We start from the raw sequence: 16,138 nt of genomic DNA, 5'->3' as shown, positions 1-16,138 counted from the left end.
GAACGTTTTCAGCATAGGTCAGTTCTTGCGTTGGAAACTCATCATATGATTATATCTCAAAGTACAAATGTGAGACAAAATGAATAATCTGAAGCTATTACGAAACACCGGATGGTTCAGTGACCGCTCGTCAGAGTTTCAAGCCGATTTGGCAGCTCTTGGCATACTGAAATTGGTTGAGGCGGGTGAGACACTGTACCACTACGGTGATACGGCAAATGGAGTCTACGCGATCCTCAGCGGTGGTGTGCAGATAACGGCCCCTGCGGATGACGGTCAGGAGTTCGTTTTGCACCGCGATGGCGCTGGGTTCTGGATCGGCGATCTTGCGTTGTTTGCAGGTGCACTGCGTCTGGTCAGTGTTGTCACGACGCAAGCCACTCAAGCCTTGTTTTTCCCTAACCTGAGCATCTCGCGGTTGATTCAGAACAATCCTGACTACATCCGGGATTTCTATGCGTTAACGCATGAGAATATGCGGACCGCATTGCGCATCATGGCAAATCTGGCCGTGACGGGAACGGAAAAGCGGCTGGTCCTGAGGTTGCTTCACTTGGACGAAGGGACCTCAAAAACCGAAGGCTGGATTGATGTTTCGCAAGACGATCTGGCGGCGATGATTGCTGTATCGCAGCCGACTTTGCACAGGAACCTTCACCGGCTTGTGGATTTGGGGTTAATCGAACTGGGGTATGGCCGGGTTCGACTGCTGGATCGGGGCGCATTGATAGCCAGTTGTCAGACCTGAGGTTTCGGGTCGCGACACCGCTATGCGGTCCAATATTCGCGGACAGGCTGGCCGCGGTGTACGGTGCCCGACGAGCTTAAATCAACGCTGCGTCTTGGTTCAGTTTTTCGCACGCGCCTGACCGTCCTCTTCGCCCAATTGGCCGTCCAGAGACATCATGATTGCGACCGGGCGTAAAGCAGGGATGTGGCTGAACACGATCAGGATGCAGACCGTCAGTGGCACGCTCAGGAAAGCGCCGATCAGGCCCCAGACAGTTGTCCAAAAGGTCAATGCCAGAATAACTAGGAATGTCGACATGTTCAGCGAACGTCCCAGCATGGCCGGATCAAGGAAGTTACCGATCAGGAATTGAAGGGTGCCGCACCCAAATAAGATAATCAAAAACGGAACGATCGTATCAAACTGAACAAGCGCGATCATGGCTGGGAAAAACACCGCTATGATCGACCCGATCGAGGGTATGAAGTTCAGAGCAAAGGTCAAAACGGCCCAGGTTTCCGCATATTCCAAACCAAGGACCCTGAATACAAAGTAACTGATGCCCGCTGTGATCAGGCTGATCAGCGTCTTTACCCCAACATATCGTTGCAGGCTGATCGATATGGCATCAAGCATGGTCGCAAAATCTGCGCCGGTTTGGGGGTCGCCAGCCGCAAGTTGAATTTTCTTGCGAAAGGCCAGACGCTCGGCCATCAGAAACGCGACATAGAGGCTGATCAGAAAGAACTGGTTTAGCAGGGACGTAGCGCTGCCCAGCAACAGGCGTGCGACATAGGTCATGTCGATGCTGACCAGATTGTCGCGGATGAAAGTGGTGACATCGTTGCCGACAAGACCGGTTATGCGCTCAACCGCCCCGTCGAACTGGTTTTCGTACGTGCTGACGGACCGAGCAAACTGCGTTGCCTGACTGCCCAGCACGTACATGATCATGAACAATCCCACCAGAACCACGGTCACTCCGGCGATATTGGCCAACCAGACCGGAGCACGGGACAGCGCGGTAACGCGGTCGCTCAGCGCAATGATCAGAACATTGACCAGCAGCGCCATGGCAAGTGGGATCAGGAAGTTCGCCCCGGCATAAAGCCCCAACACTATCAGCGTCGCGATAATGCAGGTGTCGCGGACAACAGACAGTTTTAGCCTGGGGCGAGCCGTGAAATCTTCCTGATCCGGGATCATTCAGTATCCTGTTTATCTGTTCTTACGCAGGCTGGTGATCGCCCCGCTTTACCTAATCCTGCACCTGCAATCCGTTTTTAGCAATGCAGTCAGCCGTTTGCAGATCGGCAATTGTCACTTTGATACCGATGACGGGTTCTGTGTTTTATTTCGGCAGGTTAGGGTTGCAGGATGACAAAGCCCACGATTCCCCCGTTTGGCCGCCCGCTTCAGGCACTGTGGCTGGCACTTCGCCGGTTCGTCAGGAAAAACGGACCTGTCATGAGCAGCCACGTCGCCATGTCGCTGATGATGGCCCTGTTTCCCTTTGTGTTGTTCACCGTGGCGCTGGCCGGGGCATTGTCGCAGGACTATGTCACTGACGAGTTGATTGATCTGCTGTTCGGGGCATGGCCCAAGGATGTTGCGGACCCTATCGTGGCCGAATTGCGTGCCGTTCTGGCCGGGGCAGGGTCGGGTGTGATTACGCTGGGTGGCTTACTTGCGATCTACTTTGCCTCCAACGGGGTTGCCGCAGTTCGCGCTGCGATGAATCAGGCCTATCACGATCAGGACAGTTGGCCTTTTTGGAAGACCCGGCTTTTGTGTCTGGTTCTGGTTATCCTTGGCGGTTCGGCAATCCTTGTTATTGCAACGGTCGAGGTGGTCTTGCCGGTCTACACGAAACTGGTGGCAGAGCATACCGAAGCTCCGGTAGCGGACTGGCTGTCCGTAGATCGCCTGCGGTGGACGTTTACCGTGGCCGTTCCGGCAGGCACCGTCCTGCTGGCTCATCTAATCCTGCCAACCCGCAGGCACAGCCTGACCCAGATCCTGCCCGGCGTCATACTGACATTGGTTTTGTGGGCAGCTGGCGGATGGGCATTTTCAGTCTATATCAGCCAGTTCGCCACCTACAGTGCCACATATGCGGGTTTGGCCGGGGCAATGGCTGCGCTGATCTTCCTGTATCTGTGTTCTGCGATGCTGATCCTTGGCGCTGAATACAACGGCGCATTAATCGACCTTCGGAACGCCGCTGAAGGAGATATGGCATGAGATTTGCCATTCTGGCGGCTTGCTTAACCCTCGCAAGTGAAGGGCAGGCGCAGTCACTGGAATATGTCGGGTCGGATCAATGTTCGGACTGCCATCAACGCGAGGCCGAGGCATGGGCTTCGTCTCATCATGCCTTGGCCTGGACGGAAGTTGGCGACGGCCATCTGGTCGCCGATTTCGATGGAACCCGGTTCGTGCAGAACGGGATGACGGTTGAATTTACTAAACAGGCAGACAGGTTCACAGCTCGTGTAACTGAAAAAGACGGTGCGACGACGGCATATGATGTGCATTCCGTCGTTGGGATTACGCCTCTGCAACAATTTCTGTTTGAAACCGAACCGGGGCGGTTGCAAAGTTTTGATGTGGTCTGGGATACCGAGCAGAAGCGCTGGTATCACTTATACCCCGATCAGGATCTGCCGCCAGAAGACGGGCTGCACTGGACGGGCCCTTACAAGAACTGGAACGCGCGCTGCGCCGAATGTCACGCCACAGGGTTTGAAAAGAACTACGACGCGCAATCCAGAACATACTCTTCCCGACAGGCTGAGATTGGAGTTGGCTGCGAAGCTTGCCATGGACCGGGGTCGGCACATATCGATTGGACCAAAGGGCAGGGCGTTGCCGGGGGTCTGAGTGATAGAGGCTTTTCGATGAGCTGGGGCAAGGGCCAGACCGAGGCCGAGATCCAGCAATGCGCCGGATGTCATTCGCGGCGCGAGGCGCACGGCAACGGAAATCCTTTGCCGGGAACCCCGTATCATGATGCCTATAACCTGGCTGTGTTGCGGCCCGGTTCGTATCATCCGGACGGGCAAATACTTGATGAGGTCTACGTTTACGGCTCATTCCTGCAATCCAAAATGTATGCCCGAGGGGTCGGGTGTATGAACTGCCACGAGCCACACAGCGCGCAGTTGAAGGCCGAAGGCAACGGTATTTGCACGCAATGTCATTCCACGGCCGCAAACCCTGAATTCCCGACGCTAGCGAAACAGGAATACGATACCCCCAGTCACCATCATCACGTTATGGATAGCGCGGGTGCCCAGTGCAAAAGCTGCCACATGATCGAACGCACTTATATGGGAGTGGACGGTCGCCGGGATCACAGCTTTCGCGTGCCGCGACCGGATTTGGGATTAGGGGCTGATGCCTGCACTGATTGCCACCAGAATAAGGATCAGGTCTGGGCTGCCAGCCGGATCAAAGGGTGGTTTCCTGACACAGCCAATCGGGGCGCACATTTTGGTACGGTATTCAAAGCTGCTGCCGATGGTCAGTTGAATACGCCAGAGGGTTTGATTTCTGTCGCAACGGATCCCTCGCAACCCGCTATCGTGCGCGCAACAGCGGCGTATTTGCTGCAACCTTTTGGCTCGCCCGAAGTTGCCGCGCGCACAGCGCCACTGTTGCAGGAAGACGATCCGCTGATACGCGCAAATGCAGCAGCCTTGCAGCGTCAGGCGAGCCCTACGGATCGTGCGCAAAGGTTAGAGCCACTTTTGTCTGATCCTTTTCGCAACGTTCGCATTGCCGCCGCCAAGGAGTATCTGAGTATCCCTCCTCAAGCTCTGACGCCTCAGCAACAGGGTCTGGCCGGGCAGGGTATGGCCGAGTGGCAGGCGGCGATCTCGAACAGGCTGGATGCCCCTGAAACGCATCTGGTTCTGGGGGGCATGGCGTTGACGCTGCGCAACGCCCCGGCCGCCGAACGGGCCTTTCGCGAGGTTGTCGCGCTGGACCCTCAGCGCGCCGAAGCGTGGCCCATGGTGGTACAGCTGGCTCAGATCAACAGCGGCCCGGAAGCTGCACGTATCGCCTTACGCGAAGCCTTGATCAGGTTGCCCGATGACCCGGCCTTGCTGCAATTGCTGCAACAACTGGGCCCCTGATCCGGCACAGGCTTGCCCGATTTGTTCCATCTTCACGGCAAGATTTTACGCTAACAGCATTTCAGAACTGTTGTTTTGAGGTGATGCATGTCCACTGAGTCAACAAGACAGAAAGCAACCGGGCCGAACCCTGCTACGCTGGCGCAGCGCATTGAAGAGCTGCGCAATCGCGAGCCTGTATATGTTTCGCACGGGGATACTCTGATGTTGCAGGGTATGGCGGCCACGTCGTTGCGTGAACAACGTCTGACCGGAAACCGTATCCGTTTGGAAGATTAAGTTCAGCCGCGAAACCCGGTTGCTATAACGAATTTCTCGGAGCTGTCCGAACGGGATGCGGGCGGTTTCACATGCGCCACTTTCTGAAATTTCTGCTTCAGAAGTTTTTGCAAATCGCCCTCGGCGCCGCCAGCAAGAACCTTGGCTACAAATGTGCCACCTTCTTCCAGCACGTCAAAGGCGAAATGGGCCGCAGTTTCACACAGCGCGATGATCCGCAGATGGTCGGTCTGCTTGTGACCCGAGGACGCTGCGGCCATGTCCGACATTACAACATCCGCCTTGCCACCCAGCCAGTCCTTGACCTTCTGGTCGGCGTCATCCTCCATGAAGTCCAGCACATGGGTATCGGCACCCGCAACCGGTTCGACTTCCTGTAAGTCGATGCCCAGCACCGTTCCGATCCGTTTCCCCGATTTTTCACCAAGCGCGTTTACCCGTTTGACTGCAACCTGGCACCAGCCACCGGGTGCGCATCCCAGATCAACAACCCGTGCTCCGGGTACGAGAAAGCGGAACTTGTCGTCAAGTTCCATGATCTTATACGCGGCCCGCCCACGGTATCCTTCGGTCTGGGCGCGCTTGACATACGGGTCGTTCAATTGCCGTTCGAGCCAGCGGGTCGAACTCAGCTTGCGACCACGAGCGGTTTTTACCTTTACCTTCAGGTCACGTTGCCCGCGCCCCGAGTTGTTTTTGCCAGTTGGTGTCTTCGCCATCAGAACGGTCCGTCTTCCAGTACCCCGTCCGCGCTCATCTGTGCATAAAGCAGGCCCTCGCGCAGCCCCCGATCTGCCACGGAAAGGCGATCAGTGGGCCAACAGCGCAACAATGCCTGCAAAATGGCCGAGCCGGACATGATCAGGGCCTGCCGGTCTTCCCCAATCCGAGGATCCCGGCGGCGCCCATGAGGGCCGAGTTCTAAATACCCGCGTATCACTTTGTCAATCTGGTCACTGGTCATACGCAGCCCGTCAACTTTGGTCCGGTCATACCGCTTGAGCCCCAGATGCGATGCCGCAACCGTAGTGACAGTTCCGCTGGTGCCGACGATCTGAAAACCTTCACGGGTTTGTTCATCTTTGTAAGGTGCGAAATCGGCCAGGTTTTCTTCGAAAAACCAGCTCATTAACGCAAACCGCGCGGCGTCGTTTTCGACGTCATTGAACTGATCCCGCAACGTGGCAACACCCAGCGGCACGCTGATCCAGTCCACGACTTTTGCAGCCGGAAAAGGGCTGTCGACCGTGTGAAATCCGTTATGCAAACGCATGATCGCAGCCGGGCGGTCACGGCGAGGGACAGACGAAATGTCGATCCAGACCAGCTCGGTCGAACCGCCGCCAATATCGACAACCAACAGCTGTTCGGTCTTGGTGGACACCAGCGGGGCGCAGGAAATCACCGCCAAACGGGCTTCTTCTTCGGGTTGGATGATTTCAAGCGTCAGCCCGGTTTCGCGTTTGACCTGTCGGATGAATTCGCGGGAATTCTTGGCGCGGCGGCAGGCCTCGGTTGCGATCAGACGCATCCGTTTCACTTTGTTCCGTTTCAGCTTTTGCTGACAGATTCGCAGCGCTTGAACGGTGCGTGCCATCGACGCCCGCGACAGACGTCCGGTGCGTTCCAGACCCGCGCCCAGCTGCACGGACTTGGAGAAGCTGTCAACCACATGAAACCCGCTGCCCTTGGGCTGGGCTATCAACATGCGGCAACTATTTGTTCCCAAATCCAGAGCCGCATACAGGGCATCCGGATCGGGTCTTGCCGGCGCGGGGCTTTCGACCGCTTGCGGGAACGCGCCCGCACCTTTGGGACGCTTGGGCGCCATCGTAACGCCCTCCGATTTTCGAGTTGATTTGACCCTAGGCGGCGCATCGCCGACGTGCAAGCGATTTCCATTTCGAATTTAGTCTGGATGTCACACGCCGTTCATACTGAGGTGCGATTTGAACTTTGATCCCGGTTGAGGGATTCTTGATCGCAATTAGCCGCAGACGGAGCCTGCCATGAAAGATGAACGTGTCCTGACCTTTGACGAATTCGATGAAGTGGTGAATCCGCGCCCAGAGGTATGTGAGTTTGACCGCGTCGTTGAGCGTGCCTTATCACGTCGTGGGTTTCTGGGCGGCGTATTGGCGATGGGAAGTTTCACGGCGTTGGGTGGGGCGCTGCTTCCGACTGGTGTACGTGCAGCCGCAGATCGCTTTGCGTTCGAGGCGGTTCCGGCGTCAACTGCCGATGACGTCATCGTGCCGCCGGGCTACCAGGCCGAGGTGATGGTGCGCTGGGGTGATCCGCTTTGGTCTGATGCGCCCGAATTCGATCCGGCCACCCGTGGAACTGCCGCCAGTCAGGAACGTGCATTCGGTGATAACACCGACGGTCAGGATGTGTTTCTGCACGAGGGTCACGTTCTGCTGGTCGTAAACAACGAATACACCAATCGCGATATCCTTTGGGGAAACAACCCGGACGCCAAGGCCGCCTCGGATGACGATGTTGCCAAAGGCATGATGGCGCATGGTGTGACGGTGGTCGAGATTGCAGCTACCGATGGCAAGTGGGGCATTGTTAAGGATAGCCCGTATAACCGCCGCATCACGCCGCAGACAGACATGTCACTGACGGGCCCTGCCGCGGGCCATGATCTGTTGAAAACTGTCGCTGATCCGACAGGCACCACCTCTAAGGGCACCTGGAACAACTGTGGCAACGGCATGACCCCATGGGGGACGTATTTGGCCTGTGAAGAGAATTTCAACGGCTACTTCTCGGCTGAAGACGAAAACCATGAAGTCAGCGCCGAACTTCAGCGCTATGGCGTTTCGTCCAAAGACTGGGGATACGGATGGGCCGGAATTGACGAGCGTTTCGATGTCTCGAAAAACCCCAACGAGCCGAACCGCGCAGGCTATGTTGTCGAAATCGACCCAACCGATCCGGCCTCGACGCCTCGCAAGCTGACTGCGCTTGGTCGGATCAAGCATGAAAACGCCGAGGCCATTGTGAACAATGACGGTCGCGTCGTCGTCTACATGGGTGATGATGAACGGGGTGAGTTCCTGTATCGCTTCGTCTCGGAAGGTGTTTATGCCGCTGGTGTGGATACGAAAGCGCTGCTTGAGAACGGTACGTTGTCGGTTGCAAAGTTCAACGACGACGGGACTGGTGAGTGGCTGGACCTGACCCCCGAAACAACTGGTATGACGTCGCAGGCCGAAATCTGCATCCATACGCGACAGGCAGCGTCGGCCGTGGGCGCGACCACTATGGATCGCCCGGAATGGGTTGCAGCCAATCCGAACGCGCCCGAGGTCTATTGCTGCCTGACCAACAACAAGAACCGCGGTGTGAAACCGAATGCCGGTGGCGACGACACTTCGGTCAACGGGCCGAATCCGCGCGAGTCGAACAAATACGGTCAGATCGTGCGCTGGCGTCCTGAAGGCGGAGACCATGGCGCATCGGGTTTCGGATGGGACCTGTATGTACTGGCCGGAAACCCGACCGTGCATCAGGATGCGTATGGCGGTTCGGACAATGTCAACGCCGACAACATGTTCAACTCGCCCGATGGGCTGAAGTTTGACAGCAACGGCCTGCTGTGGATCCAGACCGACGGCAAATACAGCAACGAGGGCGACTTCGAAGGGCAGGGGAATAACCAGATGCTGGCAGGCGACCCGGTTACCGGTGAAATCCGTCGTTTTCTGGTTGGCCCGAACGAGTGTGAGATCACTGGGCTCAGCTGGTCGCCGGATCGCCGCACCATGTTTGTTGGTATTCAGCACCCCGGTGAAGACGGCAACAGCCACTGGCCCGACGGTGGTAACTCGGTTCCACGTTCAGCCATTATTGCGGTTACTCGTCAAGACGGCGGGCTGGTCGGTTAACCCTGGCAAGACGCGCTGAATCAAGCCTCGGGCGGGTCATGCCGTCCGGGGCTTTTTGTTCATTATGCAGCGCTCTCATAGTGACAATGAGAATTTTGGTATGCGTTTTCGCCGCGAGACGGGTTAAAACCCCGCCACGCCACCGTGGGCGAAAACGTCGCTTGAAAAGCGCCGGGTGTCGAAAACCGACCGACCCATCCCCACATTGAAGTTTAGAACCGGCCCATCGGGTTAGGAGGAATCACAGTAATGCCTGACGTCACCATCGTGTACTGGCGCGACATTCCCGCTCAGGTCATCGTCGGCAAAGGCCGTCGCGGCGCGAAGCGGCAATTGGAAGAACGGTTCGAGCAAGCCATCGACCGCGCCGCCATGAAGGTAAACGCCAAGGACAGTGATGCCTATCTGGCCGAATGGCGCAAGGCCGAGCCTTTTGCGGTTGATGGCGACCCGGCAGAAGTAGCCGAGGCCGAGGCCCTGCGTCTGGAAAAGGAATACGATCAGAACCGCATCAAAGCGCTGATCGCAAATGACGGTTGGGCATAAGCCCGGATCTTAATGGGAGGCCTCAATGGCTTTGCTGAACTTCAAGAAACGTGATGTGGTCGAAAACAGCCCTGTGAACCCGACCGTCGAAGCCTTCCTGCAAGGCTATTCGATCGAGGTCATGCCGCGGACCGCCGAAAAGGTCGAGGATTTCCGCGCGCTGCTGCCCGAAGGCACACGCGTCTACATTGCCCATATCGAAGGCACCCCGATTGAAGATATGGTCAAGACAGCCAAGCGGATTGCAGCCGAAGGCTATCCTGTCATGCCCCACTTCCCGGCGCGGATCATCAAGGATGCGGCGACGTTGGAAAACTGGATCTCGATGTACCAGGGCGAGGCGGGCGTCGAACAGGCGCTGTTGCTGGCCGGTGGCGTGACAAAGCCGCATGGCGATTTCGACAGTTCCATGCAGCTGATGGAAACCGGTCTGTTCGACAAGGCAGGGTTCAAACGTCTTCATGTTGCCGGTCACCCCGAGGGGAACAAGGATATCGATCCCGATGGGTCCACCAAGAATGTCGATGACGCCCTGCGCTGGAAACAGAAATTCAACGAGACCACGGATGCCGAGATGGCGCTGGCAACCCAGTTTGCCTTCGATGCCAAACCGATCATCGCCTGGGCAGATAGTCTGAAAGAGGCGGGTATCGACCTGCCCATCCACATCGGTATCGCCGGTCCGGCCAAACTGCAGACCCTTATCAAGTTCGCAATTGCCTGCGGTGTCGGCCCGTCGCTGAAAGTTCTGCAAAAGCGCGCCATGGATGTGTCGAAGCTTCTGCTGCCCTATGAGCCGAATGATGTTGTGACTGAATTGGCCAACCACAAGGCGGCCAACCCGGATTTCAACATCACCAACGTGCACTTCTTCCCGCTGGGCGGGATCAAAACCAACGCCAACTGGGCGATCAATAATGGCGGCGCCTCGGCGCAGCCTGCAAACTCCTAAGGAACGGACATGACCCGTACAGTCGTAGAATCAAAAACAAAAACCGCCGTTCTGGGCTTTGACGAACCGTTCTGCGTGATCGGCGAGCGGATCAACCCGACCGGTCGGAAAAAGCTGGCGGCCGAACTGGAAGCAGGCGATTTCTCGACGGTTGAGAAAGATGCGCTGGCACAGGTGATGGCGGGCGCAACCGTTCTGGATATCAATGCGGGCGTCGTCTACAACTCGAACCCAAACCCGAACGAGACCGAACCGCCGCTTATGCGCAAGATCGTTGAGCTGGTGCAGGGTCTTGTTGAAGTTCCGCTGTGTATCGACTCGTCGGTTCCCGGTGCTCTGGAAGCGGGTCTTGAGGCGGCGGAAGGTCGCCCGCTGCTGAACTCGGTCACAGGTGAGGAAGAGCGTCTGGAACTGGTTCTGCCGCTGGTCAAAAAATACAATGTTCCTGTTGTGGCAATCTCGAACGACGACACAGGCATCTCGGAAGACCCCGATGTCCGTTTCGAAGTGGCCAAAAAGATCGTTGAACGTGCCGCTGATTTCGGCATCCCTGCGCACGACATCGTTGTTGATCCGCTGGTCATGCCGATCGGTGCGATGGCAACTGCCGGTCAGCAGGTGTTTGCTCTGGTCCGTCGCCTGCGCGAGGAGCTGGGCGTTAACACCACCTGTGGCGCGTCCAACATCTCGTTCGGTCTGCCGAACCGCCACGGCATCAACAATGCCTTCCTGCCGATGGCAATGGGTGCCGGCATGACCTCGGCGATCATGAACCCGGTGGCTCTGCCAGTGACGCAGGCAAAAATTGCCGAGAAAAAAGAAGCCGTTGCCGCAGCTGGCATCATCCTGCCCGAAGGCATGGATGACGAGGCGTTCGTTCAGATGTTCGGCTTGGGCTCCACAAAGCCGCGCGCCGGTAAGGAGATGGAGGCCATCCGCGCCGCCAACCTGCTGACCAACAACGACCCGCATGGTGGGGAGTGGATCAGGTTCAACAAATCACCTGACGAGGCCGGTGGCGCAGCCGGTGGTCGTCGCGGCGGTGGCCGTCGTCGCCGCGCCTGATTACATCAACAAAGACAGCTAAGGCCGGGCACTGTGCCCGGCCTTTTTCGTTTGACTCTGATCAATGTCGATTTTGCGCAAGGGTTCAGGATATCCTGATCCGGGACGCAACGATCAGGTGGCACCATGCGTAAACATCACCCCCCGAAACTCTCAGAAGCGGATCTGACCAAGCGGTTGGGCAAAAAGGAGTATTTCGAGCAACTGATTGATCTTCAGGCCAAGCTGGCTAGGATTCAACAAGCGTATCTGTTTCACGGGCTCAAGGGTGTGCTGGTGTTCGAGGGTTGGGATGCGGCAGGCAAGGGGGGAACCATTCGCAGGATCAGCCAGGCTCTGGACCCGCGCAGCTTTAAGGTCTGGCCAATTGGGGCGCCCCGGAACTACTACCTCAACCGGCATTACCTGCTGCGGTTTTGGGAACGTTTGCCACCGTCCGGAGCGATATCCGCTTTCGACCGCAGCTGGTACGGGCGCGTGTTGGTCGAGAGGATCGAGAACCTGACCCCGGAAACACGCTGGCGCGCTGCTTATCAGGAAATCAACGATTTCGAACGCATGCTGGTCGACGATGGTGCCCGGATCGTCAAGCTGTTCTTCCACATCTCTGAAGATGAACAGATGCAGCGGTTTACTGAACGACTAAGAAACCCGTTGAAGCGCTGGAAATTGACATACGAGGATTTCAGGAATCGCGAGAAATGGGATGATACCGAGATCGCCGTGGATGAAATGCTGGCCCGGACGTCGACCGATCTGGCACCGTGGCACGTGATACCGGCCAATAACAAAAGATACGCGCGCATCAGCGCCATGAAGGCCATTGTCAAAGCCTTTTCAGCCGGGGTCGATCTGAACCCGCAACATCTGGACAGCCGCACGCTTGAGGCGGCCATCCAGGCTTTGGATGTAGATGACTCGCTGATCGACAGTCTTCGTGCGCGGACCGAGTGACTTTTTCCGGGCAACCTGAAACGATCCGGCTTGCGTGTCAGGGAACTCTGGTTATATCTCAGGGGTGCGGCGGGTATGATGTAATGGTAGCCTGTCAGCTTCCCAAGCTGAACGCGCGGGTTCGATTCCCGCTACCCGCTCCAGAACTTTCAGGTCAGACGGCGATTTCCGGTGAAGGCCTGCTCCGGCAGGCATGGGGGTCGTATCGGGACGTTCCACCAAATTGACTTGTGCCAGTGGATATTTCCGGTTTTGGGCATCCCTCTCGCGATTGGTAGGATTCCGGGCGTCTTATGATAGAGTGACCCCATCACTGTTGAGCAGAGCCCAACTATGCGGGAAATTGATCAGACCGGCACGAGTACACCCCAAGAGCCTTGCGCAGGTGATGTTCATGCCTTTCTGGAGAGCCTGACCGGCCCGTCCCGTGGAACGGTTTCCTGGCTTGTTGACAGCGCATTGACTGTTTCTGTTGGCGAAGGCCGTGCGCTAGGTCTGCGCCTGAAAGACAACACACCACCCCATGACGAAGACATCGCAACGCTTCAGTGGTTCGAGGGGGGCTATGTGCTCAACGCGCTGGCAGGGCAAGACATCTGGGTCAATGGCCACAAGATTGTGTCGGCAACGCTGAAACACGGCGACGTGATCGAATTTGGCGAATTGGGCCCGATCTCCCGATACCGCATTTGTACTCAGAGGTTTCCCATTCGTCACACGGTCGAGGATATCCTGAGTGACGCCTATGCTTATGCGCGGTCAAGTCGCCGGCCCTTTGCCCAAAGAATGTCGGGTGCGCTGCGTGAGAGTGGGCGAAGGCTTGTTTCTCAAACCACTATGTTCTTCAGGATTACGGTGGTTGCAGCGATTGCGCTGATCGCAGGTCTGCTGTTCCTGCTTTATCAAAACGACCGTAGACTGGCCGACAGCCTGCAACAGGAAGCCCGCAAGATCGAAGCGGTGTCGGCCATGCTTAGCCAGACGCGGGAAGATGTGCTGACTCCAGAAGACCTTGTGGCGTTGAGGGATGCCTTTCAGAACCAGCTGATATCAACCGAGCAGCGGTTGGGTACCCTTGAACAGCGCGCGGGGGCGTCCACCCGGGTTATCACCGCCTCTACTCAATCCGTGGCTTTCATTCAGGGCGCCTACGGATTACGTCATATCGAAAGCGGTAAACTGCTGCGCCATGTGTTGGGGCCAAACGGAGAGAAGTTGCAAACACCCTTCGGTCAACCCTGGATCGAACCGGAGGCAACAGGTGAGCCCGCAGAGTTCCAGTTCACAGGCACCGGATTTCTGCTGGAGGGTACGCCGCGGTTGGCCACCAACCGCCACGTTGCCTTGCCCTGGACATCCGGCGACAAGGCTCAGGCACTGAAAAACGCAGGTCTTGAGGCCGAGATGCTGCGGTTGCTGGCCTATCTGCCAGGTCAGGCCGACCCGATCGAGGCCACTTTGGACCGGTTCAGTGAGACCGCTGATCTGGCGCTTTTGTCGGTTGATCCAAACCGTATCGAGGGGCTGGGATTACGACTGGCCGATGACCTTCCTCGCAGCGGTGACGAAGTCTTTCTTCTGGGGTATCCTACTGGCCTGAAAGCGTTAATTGCGCAGGCGGGGCCGGAATTTCTGAAAACGCTCGAGAAAGACGGGTCCGTCAATTTCTGGACGATCGCCGCACGGTTATCTGCGCAAAACCAGGTTCAACCTCTCGCCAGCCGAGGAATCGTGGCGCAGACAAGCCCGGGTGCAGTCGTTTACGACGCAGAAACAACGTCAGGAGGAAGCGGAGGGCCGGCCCTGAACCGCAAGGGAGAGGTGGTCGCGATTAACGCCGCGATCCTGCCAGAGTTCGGGGGTTCAAACATCGGGGTTCCGGTTTTGCACCTGAAAACCTTGCTGAATGAAACTGTCAGCCAGTGATCAATCACTGGTCTGGAAAGGCGATTTTTGAACAAAGAATACGACCGTCAACGGAATGATCACAGAAATCAGGGCCACGGCGATCAACAGGTGTCCAAGTTGGCCGTAATCGGCAATCGATGTGACGACACCGGTTTCCGGGTCGGTTACCGCGCGCGACACCACGAAAATCTGGTTCATGTATTTCGTTGCCAAACTGCTGGCCGACAAGGCCATGTTGGTGAATGACGCCATGACGGCAAAGAAAGTTGCCTTCAGATGCACAGGAGCATTACGTGCGATCCAGGCCAGCATCGGAACCATCGCGATTTGACCCAGCGGGGATTCAACTGCGGTGTCGAGGATTGCAATGAACCTCGCGTCTACGATCCCGCCGGTATGCGCAGATGTCCATTCATGCACGCCGTAATACAGCGCAAGGTTGGGCAGGGCGAGGACCCCCGACGCGATGGTCAGAATGATAACGACCTGCGCAATCGAGCGGTTGGCCATAAACGGTCTCAGAACGATGAGCCCGACCAGTGCAAGCAGGGACGTCAGAAGCGCCAGGATTGCCAGGAACTGCTCGTCAAACCCCAACTCGTCGATTTCGAACCAGGTCAGCCCCGGCCCGGGCAAAGGAACCGCACGAAACACGAAAATGATTATCGCCGTACCAATCAGAGCCTTTGCCTGATTTGGGTTCAGTTCCTTCACCAAGCGCGACATCAGGTACAAGATCACACTCAGTGAGACTACAAAAATAGTTTCCTGGGCGAGTTGGAAATTCGATGTTCCCAACACGATACTCAGTACAACAAAGGCGAGACCGCCCAGCAGGATTGGCCATTTGACCTCGGTGGTTTCGTCAGGAGTATGCGGGGGATGACCTAGGCGAAGATGTTGACGCTGTATCAAACCGTGCAAAACCACACCGCTGACGGACAACAGGGGAATGACAAGCGCGATCAGATAGACGTTGCCATACAATGCAAGACGGTCTGATTTCTGCATGCCCTCGGTTCCCGAGAACACCCAGATATTGACCGCGGCTACGGCTGCGAATCCCGAGAAAATGGCGATCCTGCCCAGTGTTTGCATTGTTGTATGCTGCGCACGGGTTTCCTCGGGCGAAAACGGCTGCCCGTGGGGATTGATCTTTGGAACGGCCTCGACCGTCATCGCGTCGGCGACGACATCCTGAATGGCATAGCCGGAAGGCGCCAAGAGCAGGGCAATGATATACCAGTGTTCCAGCGGTATGACATCAACCATATGTCCGGGAAAGGCCACAAGCCCGTACATGGTGAGCAGGGACAAGGTGATCAGGGTTGCCCCCAATAGGATCAGCAATGACTTCCACCGCCAAAACAGATCAACGATATGACCCAGTGGCATTTTCAAGATCCAGGGAAGCCCGGCCCAAAACGCCAACCCGGCTACAAAGGAAGCGGATAGGTTAAGATAGTCCTTAAGAAAAAAAGCGCCGACGACCGATGTCAGGCCAGAAACCCCGGCGGCAAAGTAGACCATGAGCGGTGGCAGGTAGGACCATCGCATCTGTCGCGCCAGATCAACAAAGGTTCTTTGCCACCATGCAGAAAGCGGCGCTCCTGTAGAAGGCTGGTCAGTGGTCATGTTCACGTAAATCGCATCGCAGGATTTCCTT

Annotated in this window: 14 protein-coding genes and 1 tRNA gene; 11 read left to right on the top strand and 4 right to left on the bottom strand. The window is 56.8% G+C overall.

Annotation, left to right across the window (positions count from 1 at the left end; all coding sequences use genetic code 11):
• The first annotated feature begins 79 nt into the window (after positions 1-79).
• Complete coding sequence (locus ACR0J7_RS02035; RefSeq protein ID WP_480913135.1) at positions 80-748, top strand: Crp/Fnr family transcriptional regulator; 669 nt, start codon at positions 80-82, stop codon at positions 746-748.
• Positions 749-847: 99 nt separating this feature from the next.
• Here ACR0J7_RS02035 and ACR0J7_RS02030 read toward each other — a convergent pair whose 3' ends face one another.
• A complete protein-coding gene (locus ACR0J7_RS02030) occupies positions 848-1,936 on the bottom strand; it encodes an AI-2E family transporter (RefSeq protein WP_480869324.1) in 1,089 nt (362 codons plus the stop codon).
• A 171-nt stretch (positions 1,937-2,107) separates the two neighbouring features.
• Here ACR0J7_RS02030 and ACR0J7_RS02025 point away from each other — a divergent pair, with 171 nt between their 5' ends.
• From ACR0J7_RS02025 to ACR0J7_RS02015, 3 genes are all read left to right on the top strand, one after another.
• Positions 2,108-2,974, top strand: coding sequence for a YihY/virulence factor BrkB family protein (locus tag ACR0J7_RS02025; protein WP_480472895.1), 867 nt, complete (start codon positions 2,108-2,110; stop codon positions 2,972-2,974).
• Entirely contained in the window at positions 2,971-4,872 is a 1,902-nt protein-coding gene (locus ACR0J7_RS02020) for a multiheme c-type cytochrome (RefSeq protein ID WP_480480829.1), read from the top strand. Before ACR0J7_RS02025 ends, ACR0J7_RS02020 begins: the two co-directional genes overlap by 4 nt.
• An 87-nt stretch (positions 4,873-4,959) precedes the next feature.
• Complete coding sequence (locus ACR0J7_RS02015) at positions 4,960-5,151, top strand: hypothetical protein (RefSeq protein ID WP_480480831.1); 192 nt, start codon at positions 4,960-4,962, stop codon at positions 5,149-5,151.
• 2 nt (positions 5,152-5,153) lie between these two features.
• Here the strand turns inward: ACR0J7_RS02015 and ACR0J7_RS02010 are convergent, their stop codons facing one another.
• Together ACR0J7_RS02010 and ACR0J7_RS02005 are read right to left on the bottom strand one after the other, a co-directional pair.
• Positions 5,154-5,870, bottom strand: a complete 717-nt coding sequence (locus ACR0J7_RS02010; protein ID WP_267365935.1) for an RlmE family RNA methyltransferase — start codon at positions 5,868-5,870, stop codon at positions 5,154-5,156.
• Positions 5,870-6,982 carry a Ppx/GppA phosphatase family protein gene (locus tag ACR0J7_RS02005; protein WP_267365936.1) on the bottom strand — a complete coding sequence of 371 codons (1,113 nt, stop codon included), beginning with the start codon at positions 6,980-6,982 and terminating at the stop codon, positions 5,870-5,872. Before ACR0J7_RS02005 ends, ACR0J7_RS02010 begins: the two co-directional genes overlap by 1 nt.
• A gap of 178 nt (positions 6,983-7,160) precedes the next feature.
• Here ACR0J7_RS02005 and ACR0J7_RS02000 point away from each other — a divergent pair, with 178 nt between their 5' ends.
• From ACR0J7_RS02000 to ACR0J7_RS01970, 7 genes are all read left to right on the top strand, one after another.
• Positions 7,161-9,047: a PhoX family protein gene (locus ACR0J7_RS02000; RefSeq protein WP_480913133.1), complete on the top strand. Its 1,887-nt coding sequence runs from the start codon at positions 7,161-7,163 to the stop codon at positions 9,045-9,047.
• Between the two features lie 249 nt (positions 9,048-9,296).
• Positions 9,297-9,593 (top strand): virulence factor, encoded by a 297-nt coding sequence (locus ACR0J7_RS01995; protein ID WP_480869315.1) that lies wholly within the window; start codon positions 9,297-9,299, stop codon positions 9,591-9,593.
• A 25-nt stretch (positions 9,594-9,618) separates the two neighbouring features.
• The gene (locus ACR0J7_RS01990; RefSeq protein WP_267365938.1) at positions 9,619-10,545 is read left to right on the top strand and encodes a methylenetetrahydrofolate reductase; all 927 of its coding nucleotides are present in this window, start codon (positions 9,619-9,621) and stop codon (positions 10,543-10,545) included.
• 9 nt (positions 10,546-10,554) lie between these two features.
• The gene (locus ACR0J7_RS01985; protein ID WP_480545562.1) at positions 10,555-11,610 is read left to right on the top strand and encodes a methyltetrahydrofolate cobalamin methyltransferase; all 1,056 of its coding nucleotides are present in this window, start codon (positions 10,555-10,557) and stop codon (positions 11,608-11,610) included.
• A 126-nt stretch (positions 11,611-11,736) separates the two neighbouring features.
• Positions 11,737-12,564 (top strand): polyphosphate kinase 2 family protein, encoded by an 828-nt coding sequence (locus tag ACR0J7_RS01980; protein WP_267365940.1) that lies wholly within the window; start codon positions 11,737-11,739, stop codon positions 12,562-12,564.
• Positions 12,565-12,633: 69 nt separating this feature from the next.
• A tRNA-Gly gene (locus tag ACR0J7_RS01975) sits at positions 12,634-12,707 on the top strand.
• A 190-nt stretch (positions 12,708-12,897) separates the two neighbouring features.
• A complete protein-coding gene (locus ACR0J7_RS01970; RefSeq protein ID WP_480537907.1) occupies positions 12,898-14,490 on the top strand; it encodes a trypsin-like peptidase domain-containing protein in 1,593 nt (530 codons plus the stop codon).
• Here ACR0J7_RS01970 and ACR0J7_RS01965 read toward each other — a convergent pair whose 3' ends face one another.
• Positions 14,491-16,107, bottom strand: coding sequence for an MFS transporter (locus ACR0J7_RS01965; protein ID WP_480565264.1), 1,617 nt, complete (start codon positions 16,105-16,107; stop codon positions 14,491-14,493).
• Between the last annotated feature and the right edge of the window lie 31 nt (positions 16,108-16,138).

This window comes from Ruegeria sp. O4 (genome assembly GCF_056535125.1).
Note: the sequence above shows the minus strand (reverse complement) of the source record. Positions and strands in the feature narration are given on the sequence as shown.